The organism is Bradyrhizobium sp. DN3, assembly GCF_041357655.1.
Lineage (GTDB): Bacteria > Pseudomonadota > Alphaproteobacteria > Rhizobiales > Xanthobacteraceae > Bradyrhizobium.
Window position 1 is genome coordinate 124,050 of record NZ_JAULLN010000009.1, and the last position, 19,747, is coordinate 143,796.

A 19,747-nucleotide genomic window follows, 5' to 3' on the forward strand; every position below is an offset into this window, starting at 1 on the left:
CGGCCTAGGGATTCGAACGCCTCCTCGAGGGACACCAAGAGGAGTTTTGACGTGGTACTTGAAGAGACCGTCCGCACCGCTCCGGGCTACGTGCGGACCCTGATCCAGCAGGAAGAATTGCCGCTTCTGCGCGATCACCTGCTGAGGCTTGATGCCGGAAGCCGGCACGACCGTTTCAACGGTTTTCTCGACGACAGCTTCATCGAGCGTTACGCCGCCCGCTGTGCCGAAGACGGCACCGTGATCGTCGCCTACATCGTCGATGGCGTGGTCCGCGGTGCGGCCGAGCTGCATCCGGCGGAGCACGATTCGCTGCCTGAGGTTGCCTTCAGCGTGGAGGCCTCCGCACGCCGTCAGGGCGTCGGAACCGTGCTGTTCCGCCGCCTGATCGCGGAAGCGCGCTGGAAGGGCTATAAGCGCCTGCGCGTCACCACCGGCGCCGAAAACCACGCCATGAGGGCGCTCGCCAGGAAGTTCGGTGCGCATCTGGCTTTCCGCCACGGCGAATCGACCGGGACGATCGATCTCGGCAAGACGCCCGAGGCGGAGCTTGCTGACCTCGCGGCCTCGCCGTTCACGGCCGGCCGGGCCCTGCTCAGCTTCAACTCGACCTGCTGGAAGATCATCTCCAGCATGTACGGCAATCGCGCCGCCTGAAAACGAAAAAGCGGACCGGCAAGGCCGGTCCGCTTTTGCATTCAGATCAAAGGAAAGAGCGCTTAGGTGCCGGTGCGCTTGTCGTTGCCGAAGCGGCGGACGACGCGGCGCTCGACCACCACTGAGCGCTGCGCGCCCTGTTCGCCGGCGATCACGCGGGTTGCGGTGATGCGGCTGTTGGTGCGGGCCTGCTTCTTGACCTCGGCCTGCACGACATCGAGCGGCATGCCCATCAGCGCTGCCGCGATCTCGGCCTGCTGCTCCTGGTCGTCGGTGATGCCGACGGCGGCGAAGATCGCCTCGTCCAGAGTGGGCGGATCGTGACGCACGCGCCGCGTGCCATATTTGGTATTCCAGTCTGCGCTCATAACGGCCTCGTTTTGATGCCGGGATACCTAGTGCCGCGAATGTTGCATTGCAATATGGAATCGGTGTGGCATCTCAGCTATGCACCGGTCGGGTGTCAGGGCGGTGACGCGACACCTGCACCGACTTCAATCCCTTGCTGTGGCCAGCGTTTCAGTGCCGCGTGCCCGGCTTCGGTGAGCCCGTAAATTCCCCGCTCAGCACGCTCGAACCAGCCATACACATTGTTAAGCAAGATCTTACCGGCATCGGGACAGCGTTCGCGCAACTCGCTCACCCGCCGCGGGCCTTCGGCGAGCGCCGAGGCGCAGGCCAGCGCCTGCTGCCGATAGGCCGTCATGATCGGCGAACGGGTGCTGCCGCCGAGCACGGGATCGCCCTGGCGGCGCTGATGTTCGGCGACGAGCCGCGAGCGCACCTTCGGCTCGCGGCGCGGCGCCGCGGTCGGCGGCTTCACCAGCACCTCGACTTGGCCGCGATCGGTCACTCCGAGCATGCCGAAGCCGAGCCGGCGGCAGAGATTGCGGTAGCGCGCATCGCTCTCACGCCCTTTGCCGCGGGCCGACATTCTGGCGGCGATCCAGATCTCGTCGCCGGCCGGCGCGCGATCGACCGCCTGGAGGATCAGCTCGAGATTGAAGGCGAGCTTGAGCTCGCCGATCACCACGACAGGTGGATCGCCGGCGCTGAGGCCCACGAGATCGCAGCCGCCGATCTCGCCCTTCACGGTGAAGCCGAGCTCTTCGAGGAAGCGTTTGACGGGCAGATAGAGCGCGGTTTCCAAAGACAAGTTCCGAGTGTGATGTCCGATCGGAGAATCAGTTGCAGGCAGTTTAGAGCCTTCTCGGCTCCGATTGAATCAGGGCTGTCTGGCAGAGATTCGGAGCGCGATACGCCTACACCCGTCCGCCGACCGGGATCAGCGCTCCGGTGACGCCGCTCGCGGCATCGCTGGCGAGAAACAGGATGACTTCGGCGAGCTCCTGCGGCGTCACCCATTTGGAGAAGTCTGCTTTCGGCATGTCGGCGCGGTTGGCGCTGGTGTCGATGATGGACGGCAGCACGGCGTTGACGGTCACCTTGCCCTTCCACTCGGCGGCAAGCGCCTCGGTGAGGCGATGCACGCCTGCCTTCGACGCCGCATATGGTCCCATGCCGGAGCCGGCCTGGAGCGCGCCCATGGCGCCGATGTTGACGATGCGGCCGGCCTTGGAGGCGGCGAGATGGGGCAGCGCCGCGCGCGAGGTGTTGAGCGCTGTCAGGACATTCAGCGCATGCATACGCTGCCACGTCGCGGTGTCGCCGTCGTCGACGGTCTCGAAGGCGAAGCCGCCCGCGATATTGATCAGCGCGTCGAGCTTGCCAAAGTGCTTTGCCGCGGCCTCGATCGCCGTCTCCGCCTGCGCCGCATCGGACAGGTCGACGCCGCCAATCTCGATGTTTTCAGGCGTTGCGGGAGCTTGCGATGGCGCGTAATCGATGCTGGCCACGCGCGCGCCGCGTGCCAGCGCCGTCTCGGCGACCACCTTGCCCAGCGCTCCCAGCGCGCCGGTCACGACAATGACTTTTCCCTGCACGGTGCTCTCCGTGGTTTCGCTTTGCCGGCGACTATTGCGTCCAGCGAATTGGACTTGCAATGGCGGCAGCTTCAAGGCTGGGCTATAGTTACAACTTTAGATCGGTGAGAAGGTTGTTCATGTCGGACAATTTGCCAACCATCGAATTTCCCGCTGCCATCGTCGACCTAAAATATCCGCTGATGCGGCTCCGGCAGGCTTTAGACGGGAAGGGTCCCGTTCGCATCGTGGCCATGGGGTCGTCATCAACGGCCGGACGAGCCGATGTTGTGCCGTACCCCTATCGGTTGGAGATGTATCTACGGCAATACTTCAAGGATGTTGTCCACCGGCCTGACATTCGGATTGACGTGCTGAACCGCGGCAAGGGCGGCGAAGAGGCAAACGAAGAACTCGGACGCTTCGAGGCCGATATCTTTCATGATGATCCGGCACTGGTCATCTGGTAGGTTGGAACGAACGCGGTCTTTCACAACGACCAGTACGACATGGACGTTGTTGCCGGGAATATCAGGAAGGGCCTGGCGCAATTGCGCGCTCGCGGCTTCGAGGTTCTGGTGATTGATCCGCAATATGTGACGAAGATGCTCTGGGACGACCGTGCTGAGCTTTCGGACAAGATGGTCCGGCTGATCCGCGATGCTGCCAATGAGGCCGAGGTGAATCTGTTTCAGCGTTGGGCACTGATGCGGCATTGGCACGTGCAAAACAACGTTTCGTTCGAGCAATTGCTGGACACAGGTGATCCTGACAAGCTGCACCAAAGCGATTGGAGCACCCAGCAGATCTCCTTGGCCCTCAAGAGCGCGATGATCAAGGCCGTCGGGCTGACGGCTTGAGGCGCCCGCCGCGGATCACGCTTGCAGATAACGCTCCTTCAGCGCAGTCCGTTCGGCCGCGCCGAGCTTGAGCCCGTCGCGCAAATAGGTTTCGATATCGCCGTATTCCCTGCCCACGGCTTCGAACGCAGCAGCAAGGTAAGAGGCTTCGACGCTGCCGATGGCATTGCGTACGTCCTCCGGCAGGTCGGTAGCAGCCGTCGCATCGCGCTTGTAGTGCTGATTGGTGAGCAGGTAGTCCTCGGCAATGACGTCATCGGGGACGCCGAGTGCATGCAGGATCAGCGCGCTGGCAAAGCCGGTACGGTCCTTGCCTGCGGTGCAGTGGATCACGAGCGGCGCGCGGTCTTCCAGGAGAAGGCCGAACAGGTCGCGAAAGCTGTGCGTGTTGTGGCGCACGTAGTTGCGATAGGATTCGCGCATGAGCTCCAGCGCGACCGGTGCCGTCAGCGTGCCCCGAGCGAGCTCGGCGCGCAGCGCAGCCACGACGGTCGGCTCGATCGGCAGCGAGTGCACGGTGATTTCGTTCACGACACAGACGCCGGCCGCGCGCTCCTCCAGTCCACGGAAATCGAATGCGCTTCGCACCCCCAGCGCGCGGACGATCTCGATGTCGGCTGCAGTGAGTTGGCCGAGATGGTTGGAGCGGAAGATGTGCCGCCAGCGCGTGATGCGGCCGTCGGTGGTCGGATAGCCGCCGAGATCGCGAAAATTGCTGGCGCCTTGCAAGGCGAGGTGGCGGGCAGGGGAGTCGGACATGAGATCAGCTTGGGTTATGGTTCCACCGGATGCGCTGCGGCATCCTTAAAGTCCAATACAGGGGGCGATCATGGGCCGACACAAGGCCATTGTTTTGGCTATCACCATGCTGTCGGCCGGAATTCTCCACAGTCGGCCGGCCGATGCGCAGACATTCCAGACCTATCGCTGCGCCGATGGTACGCAGTTCATCATCGGGTTTTATGACGGCGACAAGCGCGCCTTCCTCCAGATCGACGGCGAGCCGGTGACGCTTGCCAAGCGGCTGACGGTCTCTGGCGCGCGCTATTCGAGGGCCGGGATTACGCTGACGATCGGCAGGACCGGGACCACCACGATCAGACATCTGAAGCGGCCGGTGACGGCCTGCGCGGTGATCTGAACGTTCTCTCTACCTGAATCAAAAAAGGGTCGAAACACCGTGGTTTCGACCCTTTTTCAAACTGCCGCCTGCGTTCCGCGAGCGCGCGGCGGTATCAAACCAGCCACCGGCATCAGCGATCCCATTTCGGCTTGGCTTCATCCACCGCGTCCTGGTGGTACCAGCTGTCGCTGCAGATCGAGACCTTCGTGGGAAGCGAAGCATGATCGGCGGGAAGGCTGGTCTCGCCATAGCGGCGTCCCCCAAGAGCTGCGCGGCCCCCGGCAGGGAATTGGTAGATCTTCGCAGATCCGTGACTCAGACCATTGTTCATCATTGCGATTTCTCCTTGGTCGAAGCGCCTTGGCCTCCATGGTGCGCCCGACTCGTTCGATTGTGGTTACTGAAATCCCCATATCGGCCGCGCGCCCCGAATTGGAAAGTGCTGAAAAGGAAATCAGTTGCCGCCCAATTTGTAGGCAGGTCGCCTGCTGCATCTCCCAAGGCACCGTGTCGGTGACCAACGCCTGGGCTATTCCAAAGGTTGCTGGGCAGGGCTGTGGGGCTTTACGAAAGTTGCCGGACGTTGACGCGCGTTTCATCGGCATCCTCCAGCACCGCGCCGCCTGCTTCAGAATCGGGCGGTTTCCGCGGAGTTTTTGCGGTGCAGCTTCACGCGAAGGTGCGCGGCTATGACGCACGACGCCGGGGGCGGTTTGTCAGCGCCGAGGAGCCGCCTGCCGCAGTGGAAAACCTCCCGCAGTGCGGCCTTTTGGCACGTTAAATGCTTGTAAAGGGCCGGCCGATGGTGGCCGGGTACAAACGTGCGGGGACCCCAGGGCCCCCAACCTTTCGCATCATCTACAGAGAGGCTCAATGACCAAGTATAAGCTCGAGTACATTTGGCTCGACGGATATACGCCGACTCCGAATTTGCGCGGCAAAACTCAGATCAAGGAATTCGCGTCGTTCCCGACGCTCGAGCAGCTTCCGCTCTGGGGCTTCGATGGCTCCTCCACCCAGCAGGCCGAAGGTCATAGCTCTGATTGCGTGCTGAAGCCGGTTGCCGTTTTCCCGGACGCCGCGCGCACCAATGGCGTGCTCGTGATGTGCGAAGTCATGATGCCCGATGGCAAGACCCCGCATCCGTCCAACAAGCGCGCCACCATCCTCGACGACGCCGGTGCCTGGTTCGGCTTCGAGCAGGAGTACTTCTTCTACAAGGACGGCCGCCCGCTCGGCTTCCCGACTGCCGGCTATCCGGCCCCGCAGGGTCCGTACTACACCGGCGTCGGCTACTCGAACGTCGGCGACGTCGCCCGCAAGATCGTCGAAGAGCATCTCGACCTCTGCCTCGCTGCCGGCATCAACCATGAAGGCATCAACGCGGAAGTCGCGAAGGGCCAGTGGGAATTCCAGATCTTCGGCAAGGGCTCCAAGACCGCTGCCGACCAGATGTGGATGGCCCGCTACCTGATGCTGCGCCTCACCGAGAAGTACGGCATCGACATCGAGTTCCACTGCAAGCCGCTCGGCGACACCGACTGGAACGGCTCGGGCATGCATGCCAACTTCTCGACCGCCTATATGCGCGAAGTCGGCGGCAAGGAGTATTTCGAGGCGCTGATGGCGGCCTTCGAGAAGAACCTGATGGACCACATCGCCGTCTACGGCCCGGACAACGACAAGCGTCTGACCGGCAAGCACGAGACCGCGCCCTGGAACAAGTTCAGCTACGGCGTGGCCGACCGCGGCGCCTCGATCCGCGTTCCGCACTCCTTCGTCAACAACGGCTACAAGGGCTATCTGGAAGACCGTCGTCCGAACTCGCAAGGCGACCCCTACCAGATCGCTTCCCAGATCCTGAAGACGATCGCGTCCGTGCCGACCGACAAGAAGGCCGCGGCCTAAGATCCTCCCGGCCCGGGCCTGGGGGCTGACCCGGGTTGGTCTCAAATCCGCCGGAGCTGCAAGGCTCCGGCGGATTTTTGCATTCTGATGGCAGCTGTTCCTGTGACCCGCCGGCCTCTTCCCGCGCGAAGCTTGTCGATTGCGTTCGAATGCGGGAGAGTGCCCCGGATGCGCGCAGGGCCGGGGACACGGCGGGTGTTTGAAGGCTTCTACAAGGTGAGATTTCAGCTCGGCGACGCGGTCGGCCGGAGCGTGATGCATGCCGGCAATGGCAAGATGCTCGGCGGCAATTCGGCCTTCGCCCATATCGGCACCTACGACAAGACCGACAGCGGCGTCGACGTCGTGATCAAGACCGTCCGCCATAACCCCGATCCGAACTACCGCGCCATGGCCGGCACCGACGATGCCACCTTGATCGCGAAGGGCTGGGCCGACGGCGATCTCTATCGCTTCAAGGGCGAGCTGAAAGAGCTGCCGGGCGTACCCTTCCAGTCGCTGATGACGCCGATCACCGAAGACGAGGTGCCGATCGTCGGCGGCGTTGGTGAGGCCGGGATTGCCGATGGCCTCTATTCGATTCATCTGCGGATGCTCGACGGCCTCGATGGCGGCCTCACCGGCGTGATGCTGCTCAACCAGGGTCGCATCCTCGGCGGCGATGCGGCCTTCTACTATCTCGGCAGCTACACCGCCGCGAAGGGTCGCTGGAAAGGCCAGATTCTCAATCAGGAGCACACGCCGGCCAAGGACGATCCGATCTTCGGCGGCCACGAGGTCGGCATCGGTTTCTCCGGCCGCTATGACGCGGAAGAGGCGGTACTGGAGGCAACGGCGCTCGCCGGCAAGCGCAGCCTGCGCCTGACCGCTGCGCTCAAGCTGATGCACCGCGCCTGATCGTGACAGGAATTGCATATGGACAACATTCGCATGCTCTCGACGCTCGGCCTGATGGGTGCGATGCGCAGCCTGTCGTCTGCGTATGAAGCTGCGACGGGCGTGCGCATCGACGCCGACTTCGCGCCGACCCAGGCGCTGCTAAAACGGCTCCGCGACGGCGAGGCCGCCGATCTTGTCATCCTCACCCGCGAGGGGCTCGACGCGGTGATCAGTGAGGGCCGCGTGGTCCCTGACAGCGCGGCTGACCTCGCGCGCTCCTATGTCGGCATTGCGGTGCGGGCAGGGCAGGCGCATCCCGACATCGCCGACGAAGCCGCGTTGCGCGCAACGCTGCTTGCGGCGCGGTCCGTCGCCTATTCGCGGCTCGGCGCCAGCGGAATCTACTTTGCCCAGTTGATCCAGCGAATGGGCATCGCGGCCGAGATCAACGCCAAGGCCACCATCGTGCAGCAGGGCTTTACGGCGGAGCGGCTCGTCAACGGCGAGGCCGATCTCGCCGTACAGCAGATCAGCGAGCTGAAGCAGGTCGATGGCATCGAGGTCGTCGGCCCGATCCCGCATGATTTGCAGATGCCGGCCGTGTTCTCCGCCGGCCGCATGGCGAATGCGACACATGCCGAGGCCGCCGACAGGCTGCTGCGTTACCTGGCCTCGCCGGAGGTCGTCCCCGTGCTGCGCCAATCGGGACTCGAGCCTTGAATTTGCCGGGGCGGGGACGCAACGTAGTGGCCATGCGCGCTTATCTCCTCGCAGCTCTCTTGGCGCTTGCCGCGCCCCTGGCGGCGCAGGCGCAATCGGCCGATCTCGTCCTGTGCGACCGGGTGGCGGCCGATCCCAGTGATCCCGACAAGCCGGCCGATGTGAAGGGCGTGACGGAGATCGCTTCCTCCGACGTCGCGACCGCCATCAAGTTCTGCAAGCAGGCCGCATCCTCCTCGCGCAGGGCGATGTTCGCGCTCGGCCGCGCCTATGCGGCCAACCGGCAGACGAGCGAGGCAATCGCCGCCTGGCGCAAGGCTGCCGACAAGGGATCGAGCTCTGCGATGGTCGAGCTCGGCGTCGCCTACGGCACCGGCTCCGGCGTTGCGAAGGACGAAGCACAAGCGCGCAAGCTGTTCGAGAAGGCGGCGCAATCAGGCAATCCCCGCGGCGTCAGCAATCTCGCCGCGCTCGGCGGCGCGGGTGGCGCTGCGCCGGCCGATCCCGCGCAGGCGCGCGCGCTGCTGGGCAAGGCCGCCGAGACCAATGCGGAAGCGCAGTACCAGCTCGGCCTGATGCTTGCGAGCGGCAATGGCGGGGAGAGGGACGACGCCGCGGCGCGCGCGCTGTTCGAGAAGGCGGCGGCGCAAAACCATCCCGGTGCGCTGGAGCGGATGGGCGCCTTCGCCCAGGAAGGCCGCGGCGGTCCGAAGGACAAGGACGCTGCCAAGGCCTATTACGAGCGCGCCGCAGCGCTCGGCGACGATGACGCCAAGAAGGCGCTGGAGCGCATTCGCTGCCCCTATGCGATCAAGGACAAGCAGGGCACGCTCGTCACCACGCTGTGCTTCTAGCTCACCTCTCCCTTCAGGAGAAGTGAGGGCTCACGCTGCACCGTCTCAACTCATTTCATGTAGTAGGCGAGATTGTTGCGGGCGTCGCGATAGGTCGTCTCGAGAAAATCGGGATACTCGGTGGCGGCCTGCGCCACGGCGCGCACGACGCAGGCCCAGAAATCGCCATCCCATTTGAAATAGGCCTCGGCCGCGCCCTCGAACTTGACTGCGGTGATGATGGCCTGCCGGATCGCATCGTCGTCGGCATGCGGATGGGCGCGCTTTAGGTATCCGAACATCGGCCCTTCATGGGCATGGTCGCGCTCGTAGCGGTATTGCTCGGCCATCTGCTGCGGCGTGAGGGTGCGATTGATGCGGACCTCCTCGGCGGTGGGACGACCCTCGATCGAATTCAATCGGAAGCGCCAGCGCCAAAGTTCGAAGGCGGCATCGAGCAGCGGCTGCTTCGACGCGCTGGCGACGAATTCGGCGATCTGCTCTTCGGGCGATGGCTCTGTCTGGTTCATGCCCCTTTGGTCGCAAGCTTGCGCCGGCGGGTTCGAAAGGGGGGCAGGCAGGAACCAGCTTCGGCACCGGTCGTTAAACCCCCAACAAGCGGGAGGCGCGATCATGATCCGCAAACTGGCATCGGGCGAATACCGCCTCTATTCACGCAAGGTGAATCCGAAGACCGGCAAGCGCCGCAATCTCGGCACCTTCAAGAGCCGTGCGGCGGCCGAGAAGCACGAGCGCGAGGTGCAGTACTTCAAGCGGCACTGATGGACGGCGAATGCCGTCCAGGAGCCCGGCAAAACAAAACATGCGAAAACAACCCCATGCACAGTAGCCAAGGGATTGAAATCGCACACATTGCGGATTAATCGAAATTCGGTTGACCCGTCGGGCAAAACAGGGGCATAATGGCATCATGACAGCGAACGTCCCGCGAGCGGCCCTGCGCGAAAAGCCGGGTGGCTTCAATGCGGCGACGATGCTAGGTAGCCACAGTTTTTTTCCGATTTTGCGGGTTCAAGACGTTGCTGGACGGACTGTACAAGGTTGAATACGGCGTCAACGATGCGTTCGGCCGCAGCATCATGTGCCTGCATGACGGCAAGATGCTAGGCGGCAATTCGGGCTTTGCGCATCTTGGCACCTATGTCGAGCGCGACGGCGAGATCATCGCCGAGGTCATCACCGAGCGGCATAACCAGGATCCCAACTACAAGCCGCTGATGGGCGCCGACGTCGCCTCGATCGGGGCGCGCGGCCGGCTGTACGGCAACCAGATCCGCCTTCAGGGCAGCGCGGACACGATGCCGGGCGCCAATTTCTGGGCCAATCTCACCCCGCTCGATGACGAGGCGCTGCCGCCGAGCGGAGCGGTCGGTCCGGGCGGGATCGCCAACGGGCTCTATGGGATGAGCCTGCGTGCGCTCGATGGCGTGGATGCCGGACTCTCCGGCGTGATGCTGCTGATCGACGGCCGCATTCTCGGCGGCGATGCGTTCTTCTACTATCTCGGCTCCTATTCCTCCGCGGACGGCCGCTGGAAGGGCGAGATGCTGAACCAGGAGCACACGCCGGCGAAAGGCGAAAATCCCGTCTTTGGCGGCCTCGAGGTCGGGATTGGCTTCTCAGGCACCTGCACGGCTGATAGCGGCGAGCTCGAAGGCATCGCACTCGCCGGCAAGCGCAGCTTGCGCCTTGCCGCTTCGCTCAAGCTGATGCGGCGGGCGTAGGGCATCTACTCACAGCGCCACGGCTGGATCAACCGGTGTGCTCGCGTTGAAATCCAGATAGATCGGCCGCACCGTCGCAGTCATTTACCTTGCTCGTTGTGGCTAAGCTTCAGCCAGGGCAATTGCTCGTTGGCGAAAAAATGCTTCCTCGGCTAGAGCTCCGCCGCCCGGTCGAAGGCACCGACGTGATAGTGCGTCTCCGTCGGAAAGTGCACGGTAGCGCAGGTCAGCGTCGAGCCGCAGCGGGCACAGAAACCGCGCGTCGTTCCCGGCGATGATTTGAACGTCGTGATGGCGCCCTCGGTCACCGTGACAGAGTCGTTCTCGAACCCGACGAACACGCTGACGGGCGCGCCGGAATGGCGGCGGCAGCTATCGCAGTGACACCAGAAGATTCCCTTCGGCCGGCCTCGCGCCTCGAAACGCACCGCCCCACAAAGGCAACGTCCTGAAAAGGTTTCGCTCACGTTCGTGCTCCGGGCCTGACCTCCATAGCGACGAATACTATCGCCCCCGAGAGGAAAGTGAGCGCGCCGATCGCTCCGATCGCCCAGGCCATGCCGAACAGGTCGGCGATGATGCCGGCCGATAGCGCCCCGATCGCGTAACCGAGATCGCGCCAGAAGCGGTAGACGCTGAGTGAGCGTGCGCGCCAGCTTGGATGCGAAGCGTCGGACACCGCAGCGATCAGGCTCGGGTACACCATGGCCGTACCAAGTCCGAGAAGCAGGCTGCCGACCAGCCACCATTCGAAATGGCTTGTTGCAGCGCTCAAGAATAGACCCGCGGCCTGGACCCACATGCCGGCCACGATCAAGCCCTTGCGGCCCCACCGATCAGAAAGAGGGCCCGTGGCGATCTGCAGGATGCCCCAGGTGGCCGGATAGACGGCCTTCAGTATGCCGATCCGGTCGACGGGGAGGCCGAACGAGGCGAAGAACAGCGGAAAGATGCCCCAGCTCATTCCATCATTCAGATTGTTGACGAGCCCAGCCTGCGACGCGGCGAATAGATTGCGATCTCCGAACGACGTGAGGACGAATATCTCCCTGAAGCTGATCGGGGACGCTTGACGCGCATGCGCTGCGGTCTCCAGCCGAACGTGCTCGCGTGTGTCGCGCACCAGCAGGATCGAGAGCACTGTGCCTAGAACCGCATAGGCAACGCCGAGGTAGATCGGTGCCGGCCGCAGTCCGTATTTCGAGGCGAGATATCCGGTGAGGAAGGCCGTCACGCCGACCGCAAGATAACCGGCGAACTCGTTCAGGCCAACGGCGAGTCCCCGCGACTTCGGTCCGACGAGATCGATTTTCATGATTACCGTCATCGACCAGGCAAGACCCTGGTTGATGCCGAGAAGGGCGTTTGCTGCGATGACCCATCCCCAGCTCGGCGCCCACATGATCATGAGCGGCACCGGCAGGCCGACGAGCCAGCCGAGGATCAGAACATTTTTGCGTCCCCAGGCGTCGGCGAGCTGGCCGGAGATCAGATTGGCGCAAGCCTTCACGACGCCGAAGCTGACGATGAAGGAAACGACGAACGTCGTCGAACTGATGCTGAATTCCTCGGAGCCGATCAACGGCACGACTGTCCGCTCGATCCCGACCATCCCGCCGACGAAGGCGTTGATCAGGACGAGCAAGGCGAACTGCGGCCAGTTCTCTTTCAGCCCCAGTTGGACAGACGAGGCAATCTGTGGACCAGTTACAGCTTCGGTCATTAGATCAGGCCGCGGCCGCCGCCATGTCTGAGTTTGCTGCCCTGATCCGCGCGGCCTCTGGCGGCGCCGGCGGAATCTCGGTGACCATGAACCGAACAAACTCGGCTTCATCCTCGATTTTGAACGCCTGATTGTGCCGCTTCTCGAAGCCGATCGCGGAGGATGGTTTGCCGCTCAGGCGCCGACCGCAAACCGAGCCGGCATAGGCGCCCGGCAGCACCTCGACGTAGTCAGGAAGCTCCTTCAGTCTGCTCACGCTTCGGAACAGTTGCCTGGCGCCTTCCTCTGCGCTCACGGCAAGTTCGGTGCGGCCGAGATCGCCGACCATGAGCGTGTGACCGGTGAAGACGAACCAGGGTTCGTTGGCGCGTGTTTGGTCCGTAACAAGGATGCAGATGTGCTCGGGCGTGTGACCCGGCGTGTGCATCACCGTCGCCGACACATTGCCGAGGGGAAGAACGTCGCCGTCGTGCACACCCTTGTAGGGAAATGATACACCAGCCTCCGTCGAGAGCACGTACTCAGCTCCCGCTGCGGCGGCGAGCACCCGTCCCGCTGACAGGTGATCGGCATGGACATGAGTGTCTATGACGAAATGGATCCGCATGCCGGTATTGTCGGCCGCCTGCAGGTAGGGCTGAATATCGCCGACCGGATCAACGACCGCGCCGGCAGCTTTGCCGCCGCAGCCGAAAAGGTAGGAGATACCGACTGGATCGCTATGCAAGAACTGGCGGAGAATCATGGACTTGCACTCCCTCGAGAGAAACGCTAGATACATTCAATCAATCTGCTGAATGATATATTGAAGGACCGCCGTGTCAAGCTCAGGACCGAAACAGGAGATCTATGAAAACCTTGCCGAGGTGGCGCAGGCGCTCGGCCATGCTCACCGGCTTGAGCTGCTGGAGCACCTTGCGCAGGGGATACGCACCGTCGAGGAGCTGTCGGCTCGGGCACATCTGACATTCGCCAACACGTCGCGGCACCTGCAGATTTTGAGGCGCGCGCGCCTCGTCGAAACGGAGCGTCGTGGCAAGCACATTCTCTATCGCCTCGCCGGCGACGCCGAAGTAGTGACGCTGGTCAAGGCGCTGGGTCGGGTCGGTGAACGGAATGTCGCCGAGATCGGTCGTGTTGTGACCGATTACTTCCAGGCCCGTGATGCGCTAGAGCCCGTCTCGCGTGACGACCTGGTCGCGCGATTGCGGGACGATCTGGTTACGTTGCTCGATGTGCGGCCCGAGGATGAGTTCGCACTGGGCCATCTGCCGGGGGCGCTCAACATTCCTCTGGCCGAACTGGAAAGACGTTTGGGCGAGTTGCCGCAAGGCCGTGAAGTGATTGCGTATTGTCGCGGGCCCTATTGCGTTCTTTCGTTCGAAGCCGTGGCGGCGCTGCGGGCGCGCGGCTATCGCATTCGCCGCCTTGAGGACGGTTACCCGGAGTGGAAGGCCGCCGGCCTGCCGGTCGAATCCGTTGCTTGAAACAGGTCGATCAGGTGCATCATGGATGATAAGCCTCATCGCGCGGAACGCGCGTGGCCGATCGTTGGCGTAAAGGATCACAAGGCGCCCTCGGTATTCCGGCCTGAATCCCTGTTGAGGGAGGCGCGCCGGCAGAGGCAGTTGCCGCTCGTAGCTGTGCCCGAAATCTGCGTGCTCGATCCGGATGGTGACGTCGTCCGTCACCTCAAGCGGACCGGCGCCGGCCGCATCCATGAAGGTTGGGCCTGCTACCACACCGAGCTTCTTGCCTTCGATCTCGACGACATCGGCGAGGTCGGGATCGTCGGCTGCGCGGTCGGGGCACCCTTCGCCGTCCTGGTCGCCGAGCAGCTCTTCGCGTCGAGCTGCCGGCTGCTCGTCAGCGTCACCTCGGCGGGCCAGATCAATCCCATCGGACCTACTCCGTATTTCGTCCTGATCGACCGCGCGCTGCGCGACGAGGGGACGAGTTATCACTACCTGCCTGGCTCGACTTTCGCGGCAGCACCCGACATGTCGCTTCTGGATCGCGTCGAGCGGGCGGGCCGATCGCTGCCGGAGAAACTGCATCGCGGTTCGACCTGGACAACGGATGCCCCCTATCGCGAGACCGAAGCGGCGATCTCGCGAGCGCGCGAGCTGGGGATGCTCGCCGTGGAGATGGAAGCTGCGGCGCTCTACGCTTTCGGCACGACGAGCGGCAACTCGATCGTCTGCTTCGCCCACGTCACGAACTCGATGGCGCAGACCGAGGGCGACTTCGAGAAGGGCGAGGCCGACGGCACCAAGGCCACGCTTGCCCTCATTGCCGCTGCGGCGCGCGGCTGGCAGAATGACGCGAGGATCTCGGACGACGCTTGAACCGCAGGCAACAAATGCAGCTAGAGTCGACCCTCACGTGTCCGGCGTGTGGCCATCAAGAGATCGAGACCATGCCGACGGATGCCTGCCAGTTCTTTTACAACTGCAGGAGGTGCGGCCTACGGCTAAAGCCCAAGTCGGGCGACTGCTGCGTCTTCTGTTCCTACGGGACCGTTCCATGCCCCCCGATTCAAACGAGCGGGGTGTGCTGTTCGTAGACACGAGGGGCGCGTCGCTCTCGATTCATTTGTCGCGGCGGAAGTTGTTACTGCCGAGATTCTCGAGATTACGCCTTCACGCATAGACCACCGCTTGAAGGACCTTTTCGCCTGACGCTTGATGATCTGTTGGCGGTAGCAGCTAGTGGGCAGCAGCGACATCCCGAGACGCAGGACCTGGCTTACGCAAAGAGATCGGTGAATGGCCGAATGCCAATGCGTATGCGCGCGAGAACGCCGCTGCGCTGCCAAAACCCACGCGCCTCGCGACCGACTTGACGCGCTCGCCGCGCTGGAGCTCACGCTGGCCAAGTGTCAGCCGCCACGCCTTAAGATAGGCAGCCGGTGTAGTGCCGGTCACTTTGGGAAACAGAGTCATGAAGCGGCTCCGCGAGAGTCCGCTGATACTCGCAAGCTCCTCGGTGTGCCACGGGCGAGAGGGTTGATCGTGCATAGCGACCAGAGCCTTATGGATCGCTGGATGGGATAGGCCGGCAAGAAGTCCTGGTCGCGTCGAGCCGATATCGATTGCCCTCCGAAGCACAAGCAAGATGATCACCTCGCACAAGCGGTCGAGAGCGACTTGCCTGCCGCATCGCATGTCCGAGGCCTCGGTTACAAAGGCTGCAGTCAGAGCTTGTAGGGTAGGGGACTCGCCGAGGGGGATCACGATCCGCTCGGGCATTGCATTCATGAGCGGGTTTGTGATGCCCCCGAACTCGATGGTCGCCGCAGCCAGGATATCGCCGCCGCGATCGGGCATCGCATCACGGTGGGGGCAGAAGACGACGCTCCTTGCGCAGCCACCCTCTCCAACAACAACAAGGTTTGCGACCGCGTCTCGGGCATCTTTCGCAGCGACCGTCACCGACATTTGGAAGGCATCGAAGAAGGCGGAAAGCCTATCGCGCTTGGCCGTTACAGGACTCTCAATCATGTTTCGGGGACCATTCATGCTCTCCAGTGTGGCATGAGCTGGATCTGGGAGCAACCGGTCCTGTGCTGCCCCTTGGTCCGTGAAAGGAATCCAAATGCTTATACCTCGCCAGAAAGCGCCGCCCCTTGTCGTAAACACGCTCGACCATGGTCCCTTCGACCTGGCAACCGAGAGCCCAGAGCGCATGTCACTCGTCTGCTTCTATCGCGGCTTGCATTGCCCGATCTGTGCCAACTACCTGAAGGAATTAGAACGCCTGACGCCGGAATTTGCCATCCGCGGCGTCACCACCGTCGCCATTAGTTCAGATGGGGAGGAGCGAGCTCGCCAGATGGCGGACAAGATCCAAGCCAAGAATTTGCGGGTCGGATATGGTCTAGGACTGAGCGATGCTCGCAATTGGGGTCTGTATATATCGACATCTCGGGGAAAGACCTCGATCGGAATCGAAGAACCTTCTTTGTTCTCTGAACCCGGCGTGTTTCTGATCAGACCGGATCAAACGATCTACTATCTCTCCGTCCAATCCATGCCGTTCGTCAGGCCCAACTTCTCTGAAATGGTCCAGGCGTTGGATTTCGTCATCAAGAACGACTATCCAGCCAGAGGAGAATATAACGGCGCGATTTAAGACATTGAGCCCGTCTCGATCCCGCAGGCTCAAACGTTAGCGCTACCGCTTTCCGAAAGATTCCAGGCTCGCTGCCGGTGATCGCTGAGAACTGAGGCGGCGCGCGACAATCTAGGCCGCAGAACAATCTGCGGCCATTTTGCCTAGCCGTTACTCTTTTCTGAGTGCTCAGCAGAACTTGGTGAGTCCGGCTGCCGTATTCGACCCAATTGAAAAAAGCGCTCCTGTGAGGCATCCCACACAGGTTGTGTCGTATTCACGATACGACTCCGAAAGGGCACCGATGCCCGGTCTCGTCAATTGTGGCGGGATGGCTATAGGAGAAATTCAAATGGCAATTTCTTATCCAAAGCCACATCCACCATCACCTGCTCCAGCTAATACTGCTGTACATAAGCTGGTCCACACTCCACCCAATGATCTTGTCCAGGCAGCGGAGTTGCACTTTCACAAGTCGCTAAAGCACGACGACGACGGGCGAGTGATCCCGAGCTCATTCAAATCATTTTTAGCAGCTCTGAATGAGCATCGCCCGGCGGATTTTCAGAACATCGAGTCAGCCGGCCTCCGTCCGCTCGTAAATCCGCAAGCAGGTCTGGCCGCCGATCGACTCACCTCGGCCGGTTGGCATTTCCGCATTCCGAAACCACCGGAGCAGGACGGGAAGCATGAGACTGCAGCCGCGGAGATGATCGAGCTTTACTGGATGGCATTGCTCCGTGACGTCAATTTTCTGGATTATCCGAGCAACGCCTTGGCACAAGCCGCAGCCAGCGAACTGAGCGCTCTCAAGCTATATGCCCATCCCGACTCGAGTAATCATCCCAACTACACTGCCCGGCCCGTCAGCCCGGCAACGCTTTTTCGAGGCGGCGAATGGACGCCAGCGGGACAAACGAACCAGGAGCACCTTGGGCCGCTCGTTTCACAATTTCTCTGGCTTGACGTGCCGTACGGGTCTTTGCGGATCAAACAAACTGAAGGGCGGGTTGTAAACACCGACTATCAGTCTGGAGGCGTCCCTCACATGATCGCATGGGCCGATTGGCTCGACGTGCAGAGAGGAAAAGCCTTTCCGTCATCGATCGAACTCCCGGCCACCCCGCGGTACATTCAGAACGCGGGCGACATCGCGCGATACGTCCATCTTGACGCACTGTATGAAGCCTACCTGAACGCTGCCCTGATCTTGCTCGGTAGCCCTGGCGTTAAGCTGGATGCGGGAAATCCCTACAACCGGGATGCGCCGGTCTTCCCGCATGAGGAGGGCTTCGGCACCTTTGGCTCGCCGTTCATACTTTCGCTGGTCTGCGAGGTGGCGACATGTGCGTTGAAGGCGGTGTGGTACCAGAAATTTATCGGAAACCTGCGCCTGCGCCCGGAAGCCTATGGCGGTTTGGTCCATCGTGCGCTGCACCCCACGGGTTTGAAGGCCGCTGAGGCGCAATTGGCGCTCTCAAGCGGGCTTGCGGTGTTGCAGGCGTCCAACGCCTCGGGCGGCGCGGTTGCAAGAATCAGGCAAGCGAACGCCGCCCACGGCGCCAACAGCGACAGCTACTTGCTGCCGATGTGTTTCGCCGACGGCTCACCGGCGCACGGCTCCTACGGTGCGGGCCATGCCACTGTCGCCGGCGCATGCGTCACCGCGCTGAAGGCCTATTTTGCAGGAACACAGAAGCTCAAGGATGTTGGGATTACGCCCGTTATCCCGACGCCCCAAGGAACAGACCTGACAACTGTCGGAGTGCCAGATGCTGACCAGCTAACGATTGCAGGCGAACTCGACAAGGTCGCGTCCAACATTGCAATCGGACGCAACATGGCGGGCGTTCACTGGCGTACCGACTACAGCGCGTCCATGCTTCTAGGGCAGCGGATCGCGACAAGCGTCCTGTATCACCTCCGGCGGGACTACCATGAGCGTCCCTGGAAGTTCAGCTACCTGAGCTTCGGCAAAAAGGTCGTTGAGATAGAGCAGGACAGGGTCACCTACGACGGAGCCCTTGTCCTCGATGGTGACGACGACCTTGATCCTGCTCTCGAGGCGGCAAAGCTTTCGGCAATAGTTTAGTCGCGAGAGTCCGGCCTAATTGAATGTTGCTCTCGATCGCTGCGGCAGTAGCCATCTGCCGCAGCGGGCTGGCTCTATCCATTGCTCCCTAAGTTGCTCGCCTCGATGAGCGTGGCCTTGATTCAGAATTGAACCATGGGAACGACGGTGCTATCGTTCAACCACATCATTCCTCGTTGGTATGATGGTGCGGGCGCGATCAGGCTTACGGACTGCCGCCTGCCATTTGCAATGGAATACTTCAGCTGGTGCCCCGCCTCCGGACCCCATTTCAAAGTCGGCCGGGCAATGTTTCTTGACGCGTTACCCTCCGACATTCCCCTTGACTCGGAGGCGGGCATTTTGGGTCAAGCGTACGAACAAATCGATTTTCGACATGTCCATTCTGGAAAGTCTTGCCGATTGCGGCGCGGTCAATCAGCGCTCTGCAGGGCGCAACCGCCGGCACTTGGTCGCTTCGATAGTGTGCGCCGCTTGCATCGTTTCGTTGGCAGAGGATGCGTGGGCTCAATGTGCAGCTCGCGATGTCCTGCAAAACGAGATGAAGGCGCACAGGCCGCGTCCATCCTATGCGCTCCAACAGTTCAAGTCGGCGCGCGATGTTCCGACGTGGAAGACAATTAGGGTCGGCACCTTTGCCAACTCTGTTGCGCTGCGTAACGTGCTGGACACCATGAGGTGCGGTGTCGGCGGCACGGCTGCCGAAATCCTCGCTCGACCGACCTTCACCGTTGCTTCTAAGGCAGCCGAAGTGAATCTTGTCGTTGTGCGAGTAGCCGAGCTTGGGTTCAAGACGGATACCGTGACTTTGGCTGCTATTTACGCGCGCGCCATGCAGATCGGCTTTAAGCTCGCCGACGCGGAGGTCGGTCCGCAATTGCGAATTCAGTATCTGGACCAGCCTATGGGCGAATTTCTCACCATCGGAATGAAGCCAATCAAGACGTGGGGCGGCGAACCGACTATTCTGAACGTCGCGAATGGCGGAGCTGGATTGATCCTGATCGGCCAAGACGGGAGGGGCGAAGCGGAAAGTGCCGCCACGTCCCGTTTTGTTTTCGCGCGGTCCAACGAACCTGCACCCAACAACGAACTTGAGAAGGCAGCCGCACTTCCGCCCCCGTGGACGGAACGGCATTCTGGGCTTCAGGGTAATTGGTAGTCCGGTTGTG

At 62.2% G+C, this 19,747-nt stretch carries 26 protein-coding genes; 16 read left to right on the plus strand and 10 right to left on the minus strand.

Annotated features, from left to right (window positions below):
* Positions 1-51: 51 nt before the first annotated feature.
* Positions 52-657 (plus strand): GNAT family N-acetyltransferase, encoded by a 606-nt coding sequence (locus AAE027_RS15660; protein ID WP_370985366.1) that lies wholly within the window; start codon positions 52-54, stop codon positions 655-657.
* A gap of 62 nt (positions 658-719) precedes the next feature.
* On the opposite strand, the gene AAE027_RS15665 is transcribed toward AAE027_RS15660, so the two are convergent.
* From AAE027_RS15665 to AAE027_RS15675, 3 genes are all read right to left on the minus strand, one after another.
* Positions 720-1,025, minus strand: coding sequence for a hypothetical protein (locus AAE027_RS15665; protein ID WP_015686575.1), 306 nt, complete (start codon positions 1,023-1,025; stop codon positions 720-722).
* 95 nt (positions 1,026-1,120) lie between these two features.
* Positions 1,121-1,807: a DUF2161 domain-containing phosphodiesterase gene (locus AAE027_RS15670; protein ID WP_370985365.1), complete on the minus strand. Its 687-nt coding sequence runs from the start codon at positions 1,805-1,807 to the stop codon at positions 1,121-1,123.
* A gap of 112 nt (positions 1,808-1,919) precedes the next feature.
* Positions 1,920-2,600 carry an SDR family oxidoreductase gene (locus AAE027_RS15675; RefSeq protein WP_370985364.1) on the minus strand — a complete coding sequence of 227 codons (681 nt, stop codon included), beginning with the start codon at positions 2,598-2,600 and terminating at the stop codon, positions 1,920-1,922.
* 119 nt (positions 2,601-2,719) lie between these two features.
* Between AAE027_RS15675 and AAE027_RS15680 the strand changes: the two genes are divergently transcribed.
* Both AAE027_RS15680 and AAE027_RS15685 read left to right on the plus strand, forming a co-directional pair.
* A complete protein-coding gene (locus tag AAE027_RS15680) occupies positions 2,720-3,049 on the plus strand; it encodes a hypothetical protein (RefSeq protein WP_370985363.1) in 330 nt (109 codons plus the stop codon).
* Positions 3,050-3,088: 39 nt separating this feature from the next.
* Complete coding sequence (locus AAE027_RS15685; RefSeq protein WP_370985362.1) at positions 3,089-3,439, plus strand: hypothetical protein; 351 nt, start codon at positions 3,089-3,091, stop codon at positions 3,437-3,439.
* Between the two features lie 15 nt (positions 3,440-3,454).
* Here the strand turns inward: AAE027_RS15685 and AAE027_RS15690 are convergent, their stop codons facing one another.
* The gene (locus AAE027_RS15690; protein ID WP_370985361.1) at positions 3,455-4,198 is read right to left on the minus strand and encodes a tyrosine-protein phosphatase; all 744 of its coding nucleotides are present in this window, start codon (positions 4,196-4,198) and stop codon (positions 3,455-3,457) included.
* Positions 4,199-4,268: 70 nt separating this feature from the next.
* On the opposite strand from AAE027_RS15690, the gene AAE027_RS15695 reads away from it, so the two are divergent.
* Positions 4,269-4,580 (plus strand): MliC family protein, encoded by a 312-nt coding sequence (locus AAE027_RS15695; RefSeq protein ID WP_370985360.1) that lies wholly within the window; start codon positions 4,269-4,271, stop codon positions 4,578-4,580.
* 112 nt (positions 4,581-4,692) lie between these two features.
* Here the strand turns inward: AAE027_RS15695 and AAE027_RS15700 are convergent, their stop codons facing one another.
* Positions 4,693-4,896 carry a DUF2735 domain-containing protein gene (locus AAE027_RS15700; RefSeq protein WP_370985359.1) on the minus strand — a complete coding sequence of 68 codons (204 nt, stop codon included), beginning with the start codon at positions 4,894-4,896 and terminating at the stop codon, positions 4,693-4,695.
* Positions 4,897-5,435: 539 nt separating this feature from the next.
* Here AAE027_RS15700 and AAE027_RS15705 point away from each other — a divergent pair.
* The 4 genes from AAE027_RS15705 to AAE027_RS15720 all read left to right on the plus strand — a co-directional run bounded on the left by AAE027_RS15705 (position 5,436) and on the right by AAE027_RS15720 (position 8,923).
* Complete coding sequence (locus tag AAE027_RS15705) at positions 5,436-6,470, plus strand: glutamine synthetase beta-grasp domain-containing protein (RefSeq protein ID WP_091892958.1); 1,035 nt, start codon at positions 5,436-5,438, stop codon at positions 6,468-6,470.
* A 195-nt stretch (positions 6,471-6,665) separates the two neighbouring features.
* The gene (locus tag AAE027_RS15710; RefSeq protein WP_128947761.1) at positions 6,666-7,367 is read left to right on the plus strand and encodes a GrlR family regulatory protein; all 702 of its coding nucleotides are present in this window, start codon (positions 6,666-6,668) and stop codon (positions 7,365-7,367) included.
* A gap of 18 nt (positions 7,368-7,385) precedes the next feature.
* Positions 7,386-8,069, plus strand: a complete 684-nt coding sequence (locus AAE027_RS15715; RefSeq protein ID WP_370985358.1) for a substrate-binding domain-containing protein — start codon at positions 7,386-7,388, stop codon at positions 8,067-8,069.
* 32 nt (positions 8,070-8,101) lie between these two features.
* Complete coding sequence (locus AAE027_RS15720) at positions 8,102-8,923, plus strand: tetratricopeptide repeat protein (protein WP_370985357.1); 822 nt, start codon at positions 8,102-8,104, stop codon at positions 8,921-8,923.
* A gap of 50 nt (positions 8,924-8,973) precedes the next feature.
* Here AAE027_RS15720 and AAE027_RS15725 read toward each other — a convergent pair whose 3' ends face one another.
* Positions 8,974-9,432, minus strand: coding sequence for a hypothetical protein (locus AAE027_RS15725; protein WP_370985356.1), 459 nt, complete (start codon positions 9,430-9,432; stop codon positions 8,974-8,976).
* Positions 9,433-9,535: 103 nt separating this feature from the next.
* On the opposite strand from AAE027_RS15725, the gene AAE027_RS15730 reads away from it, so the two are divergent.
* Positions 9,536-9,685: a hypothetical protein gene (locus AAE027_RS15730; RefSeq protein WP_007609497.1), complete on the plus strand. Its 150-nt coding sequence runs from the start codon at positions 9,536-9,538 to the stop codon at positions 9,683-9,685.
* 257 nt (positions 9,686-9,942) lie between these two features.
* A complete protein-coding gene (locus tag AAE027_RS15735; protein ID WP_128934200.1) occupies positions 9,943-10,647 on the plus strand; it encodes a hypothetical protein in 705 nt (234 codons plus the stop codon).
* 152 nt (positions 10,648-10,799) lie between these two features.
* On the opposite strand, the gene AAE027_RS15740 is transcribed toward AAE027_RS15735, so the two are convergent.
* From AAE027_RS15740 to AAE027_RS15750, 3 genes are read right to left on the minus strand one after another with little or no spacing between them, the layout of a single operon-like run.
* Positions 10,800-11,114: a GFA family protein gene (locus AAE027_RS15740; protein ID WP_370985355.1), complete on the minus strand. Its 315-nt coding sequence runs from the start codon at positions 11,112-11,114 to the stop codon at positions 10,800-10,802.
* Positions 11,111-12,370 (minus strand): MFS transporter, encoded by a 1,260-nt coding sequence (locus tag AAE027_RS15745; RefSeq protein ID WP_370985354.1) that lies wholly within the window; start codon positions 12,368-12,370, stop codon positions 11,111-11,113. The genes AAE027_RS15740 and AAE027_RS15745 overlap by 4 nt, the downstream gene beginning before the upstream one ends.
* A gap of 4 nt (positions 12,371-12,374) precedes the next feature.
* The gene (locus AAE027_RS15750) at positions 12,375-13,115 is read right to left on the minus strand and encodes an MBL fold metallo-hydrolase (RefSeq protein ID WP_370985353.1); all 741 of its coding nucleotides are present in this window, start codon (positions 13,113-13,115) and stop codon (positions 12,375-12,377) included.
* 73 nt (positions 13,116-13,188) lie between these two features.
* Between AAE027_RS15750 and AAE027_RS15755 the strand changes: the two genes are divergently transcribed.
* From AAE027_RS15755 to AAE027_RS15765, 3 genes are read left to right on the plus strand one after another with little or no spacing between them, the layout of a single operon-like run.
* Complete coding sequence (locus AAE027_RS15755) at positions 13,189-13,857, plus strand: ArsR/SmtB family transcription factor (protein ID WP_370985352.1); 669 nt, start codon at positions 13,189-13,191, stop codon at positions 13,855-13,857.
* Positions 13,858-13,878: 21 nt separating this feature from the next.
* Complete coding sequence (locus AAE027_RS15760; protein WP_370985351.1) at positions 13,879-14,718, plus strand: nucleoside phosphorylase; 840 nt, start codon at positions 13,879-13,881, stop codon at positions 14,716-14,718.
* Positions 14,719-14,732: 14 nt separating this feature from the next.
* Positions 14,733-14,936 (plus strand): GDCCVxC domain-containing (seleno)protein, encoded by a 204-nt coding sequence (locus tag AAE027_RS15765; protein WP_370985350.1) that lies wholly within the window; start codon positions 14,733-14,735, stop codon positions 14,934-14,936.
* 142 nt (positions 14,937-15,078) lie between these two features.
* Here the strand turns inward: AAE027_RS15765 and AAE027_RS15770 are convergent, their stop codons facing one another.
* Positions 15,079-15,891 (minus strand): helix-turn-helix transcriptional regulator, encoded by an 813-nt coding sequence (locus AAE027_RS15770; protein WP_370985349.1) that lies wholly within the window; start codon positions 15,889-15,891, stop codon positions 15,079-15,081.
* A 76-nt stretch (positions 15,892-15,967) separates the two neighbouring features.
* Here AAE027_RS15770 and AAE027_RS15775 point away from each other — a divergent pair, with 76 nt between their 5' ends.
* The 3 genes from AAE027_RS15775 to AAE027_RS15785 all read left to right on the plus strand — a co-directional run bounded on the left by AAE027_RS15775 (position 15,968) and on the right by AAE027_RS15785 (position 19,737).
* The gene (locus tag AAE027_RS15775; protein WP_128934198.1) at positions 15,968-16,504 is read left to right on the plus strand and encodes a peroxiredoxin-like family protein; all 537 of its coding nucleotides are present in this window, start codon (positions 15,968-15,970) and stop codon (positions 16,502-16,504) included.
* A 331-nt stretch (positions 16,505-16,835) separates the two neighbouring features.
* Positions 16,836-18,575, plus strand: coding sequence for a vanadium-dependent haloperoxidase (locus tag AAE027_RS15780; RefSeq protein WP_370985347.1), 1,740 nt, complete (start codon positions 16,836-16,838; stop codon positions 18,573-18,575).
* A 376-nt stretch (positions 18,576-18,951) separates the two neighbouring features.
* On the plus strand, positions 18,952-19,737 hold the full coding sequence (locus AAE027_RS15785; RefSeq protein ID WP_370985346.1) for a hypothetical protein: 786 nt from the start codon (positions 18,952-18,954) through the stop codon (positions 19,735-19,737).
* Positions 19,738-19,747 lie beyond the last annotated feature (10 nt).

Coding starts and splice junctions, on each gene's coding strand:
- AAE027_RS15725 (WP_370985356.1), bottom strand. CDS start 9,432: ATGAACCAGACAGAGCCATCGCCCGAAGAGCAGATCGCCGAATTCGTC.
- AAE027_RS15680 (WP_370985363.1), top strand. CDS start 2,720: ATGTCGGACAATTTGCCAACCATCGAATTTCCCGCTGCCATCGTCGAC.
- AAE027_RS15695 (WP_370985360.1), top strand. CDS start 4,269: ATGGGCCGACACAAGGCCATTGTTTTGGCTATCACCATGCTGTCGGCC.
- AAE027_RS15720 (WP_370985357.1), top strand. CDS start 8,102: ATGCGCGCTTATCTCCTCGCAGCTCTCTTGGCGCTTGCCGCGCCCCTG.
- AAE027_RS15705 (WP_091892958.1), top strand. CDS start 5,436: ATGACCAAGTATAAGCTCGAGTACATTTGGCTCGACGGATATACGCCG.
- AAE027_RS15715 (WP_370985358.1), top strand. CDS start 7,386: ATGGACAACATTCGCATGCTCTCGACGCTCGGCCTGATGGGTGCGATG.
- AAE027_RS15730 (WP_007609497.1), top strand. CDS start 9,536: ATGATCCGCAAACTGGCATCGGGCGAATACCGCCTCTATTCACGCAAG.
- AAE027_RS15785 (WP_370985346.1), top strand. CDS start 18,952: ATGTCCATTCTGGAAAGTCTTGCCGATTGCGGCGCGGTCAATCAGCGC.
- AAE027_RS15685 (WP_370985362.1), top strand. CDS start 3,089: ATGGACGTTGTTGCCGGGAATATCAGGAAGGGCCTGGCGCAATTGCGC.
- AAE027_RS15775 (WP_128934198.1), top strand. CDS start 15,968: ATGCTTATACCTCGCCAGAAAGCGCCGCCCCTTGTCGTAAACACGCTC.
- AAE027_RS15780 (WP_370985347.1), top strand. CDS start 16,836: ATGGCAATTTCTTATCCAAAGCCACATCCACCATCACCTGCTCCAGCT.
- AAE027_RS15745 (WP_370985354.1), bottom strand. CDS start 12,370: ATGACCGAAGCTGTAACTGGTCCACAGATTGCCTCGTCTGTCCAACTG.
- AAE027_RS15700 (WP_370985359.1), bottom strand. CDS start 4,896: ATGATGAACAATGGTCTGAGTCACGGATCTGCGAAGATCTACCAATTC.
- AAE027_RS15665 (WP_015686575.1), bottom strand. CDS start 1,025: ATGAGCGCAGACTGGAATACCAAATATGGCACGCGGCGCGTGCGTCAC.
- AAE027_RS15765 (WP_370985350.1), top strand. CDS start 14,733: ATGCAGCTAGAGTCGACCCTCACGTGTCCGGCGTGTGGCCATCAAGAG.
- AAE027_RS15690 (WP_370985361.1), bottom strand. CDS start 4,198: ATGTCCGACTCCCCTGCCCGCCACCTCGCCTTGCAAGGCGCCAGCAAT.
- AAE027_RS15760 (WP_370985351.1), top strand. CDS start 13,879: ATGGATGATAAGCCTCATCGCGCGGAACGCGCGTGGCCGATCGTTGGC.
- AAE027_RS15750 (WP_370985353.1), bottom strand. CDS start 13,115: ATGATTCTCCGCCAGTTCTTGCATAGCGATCCAGTCGGTATCTCCTAC.
- AAE027_RS15770 (WP_370985349.1), bottom strand. CDS start 15,891: ATGAATGGTCCCCGAAACATGATTGAGAGTCCTGTAACGGCCAAGCGC.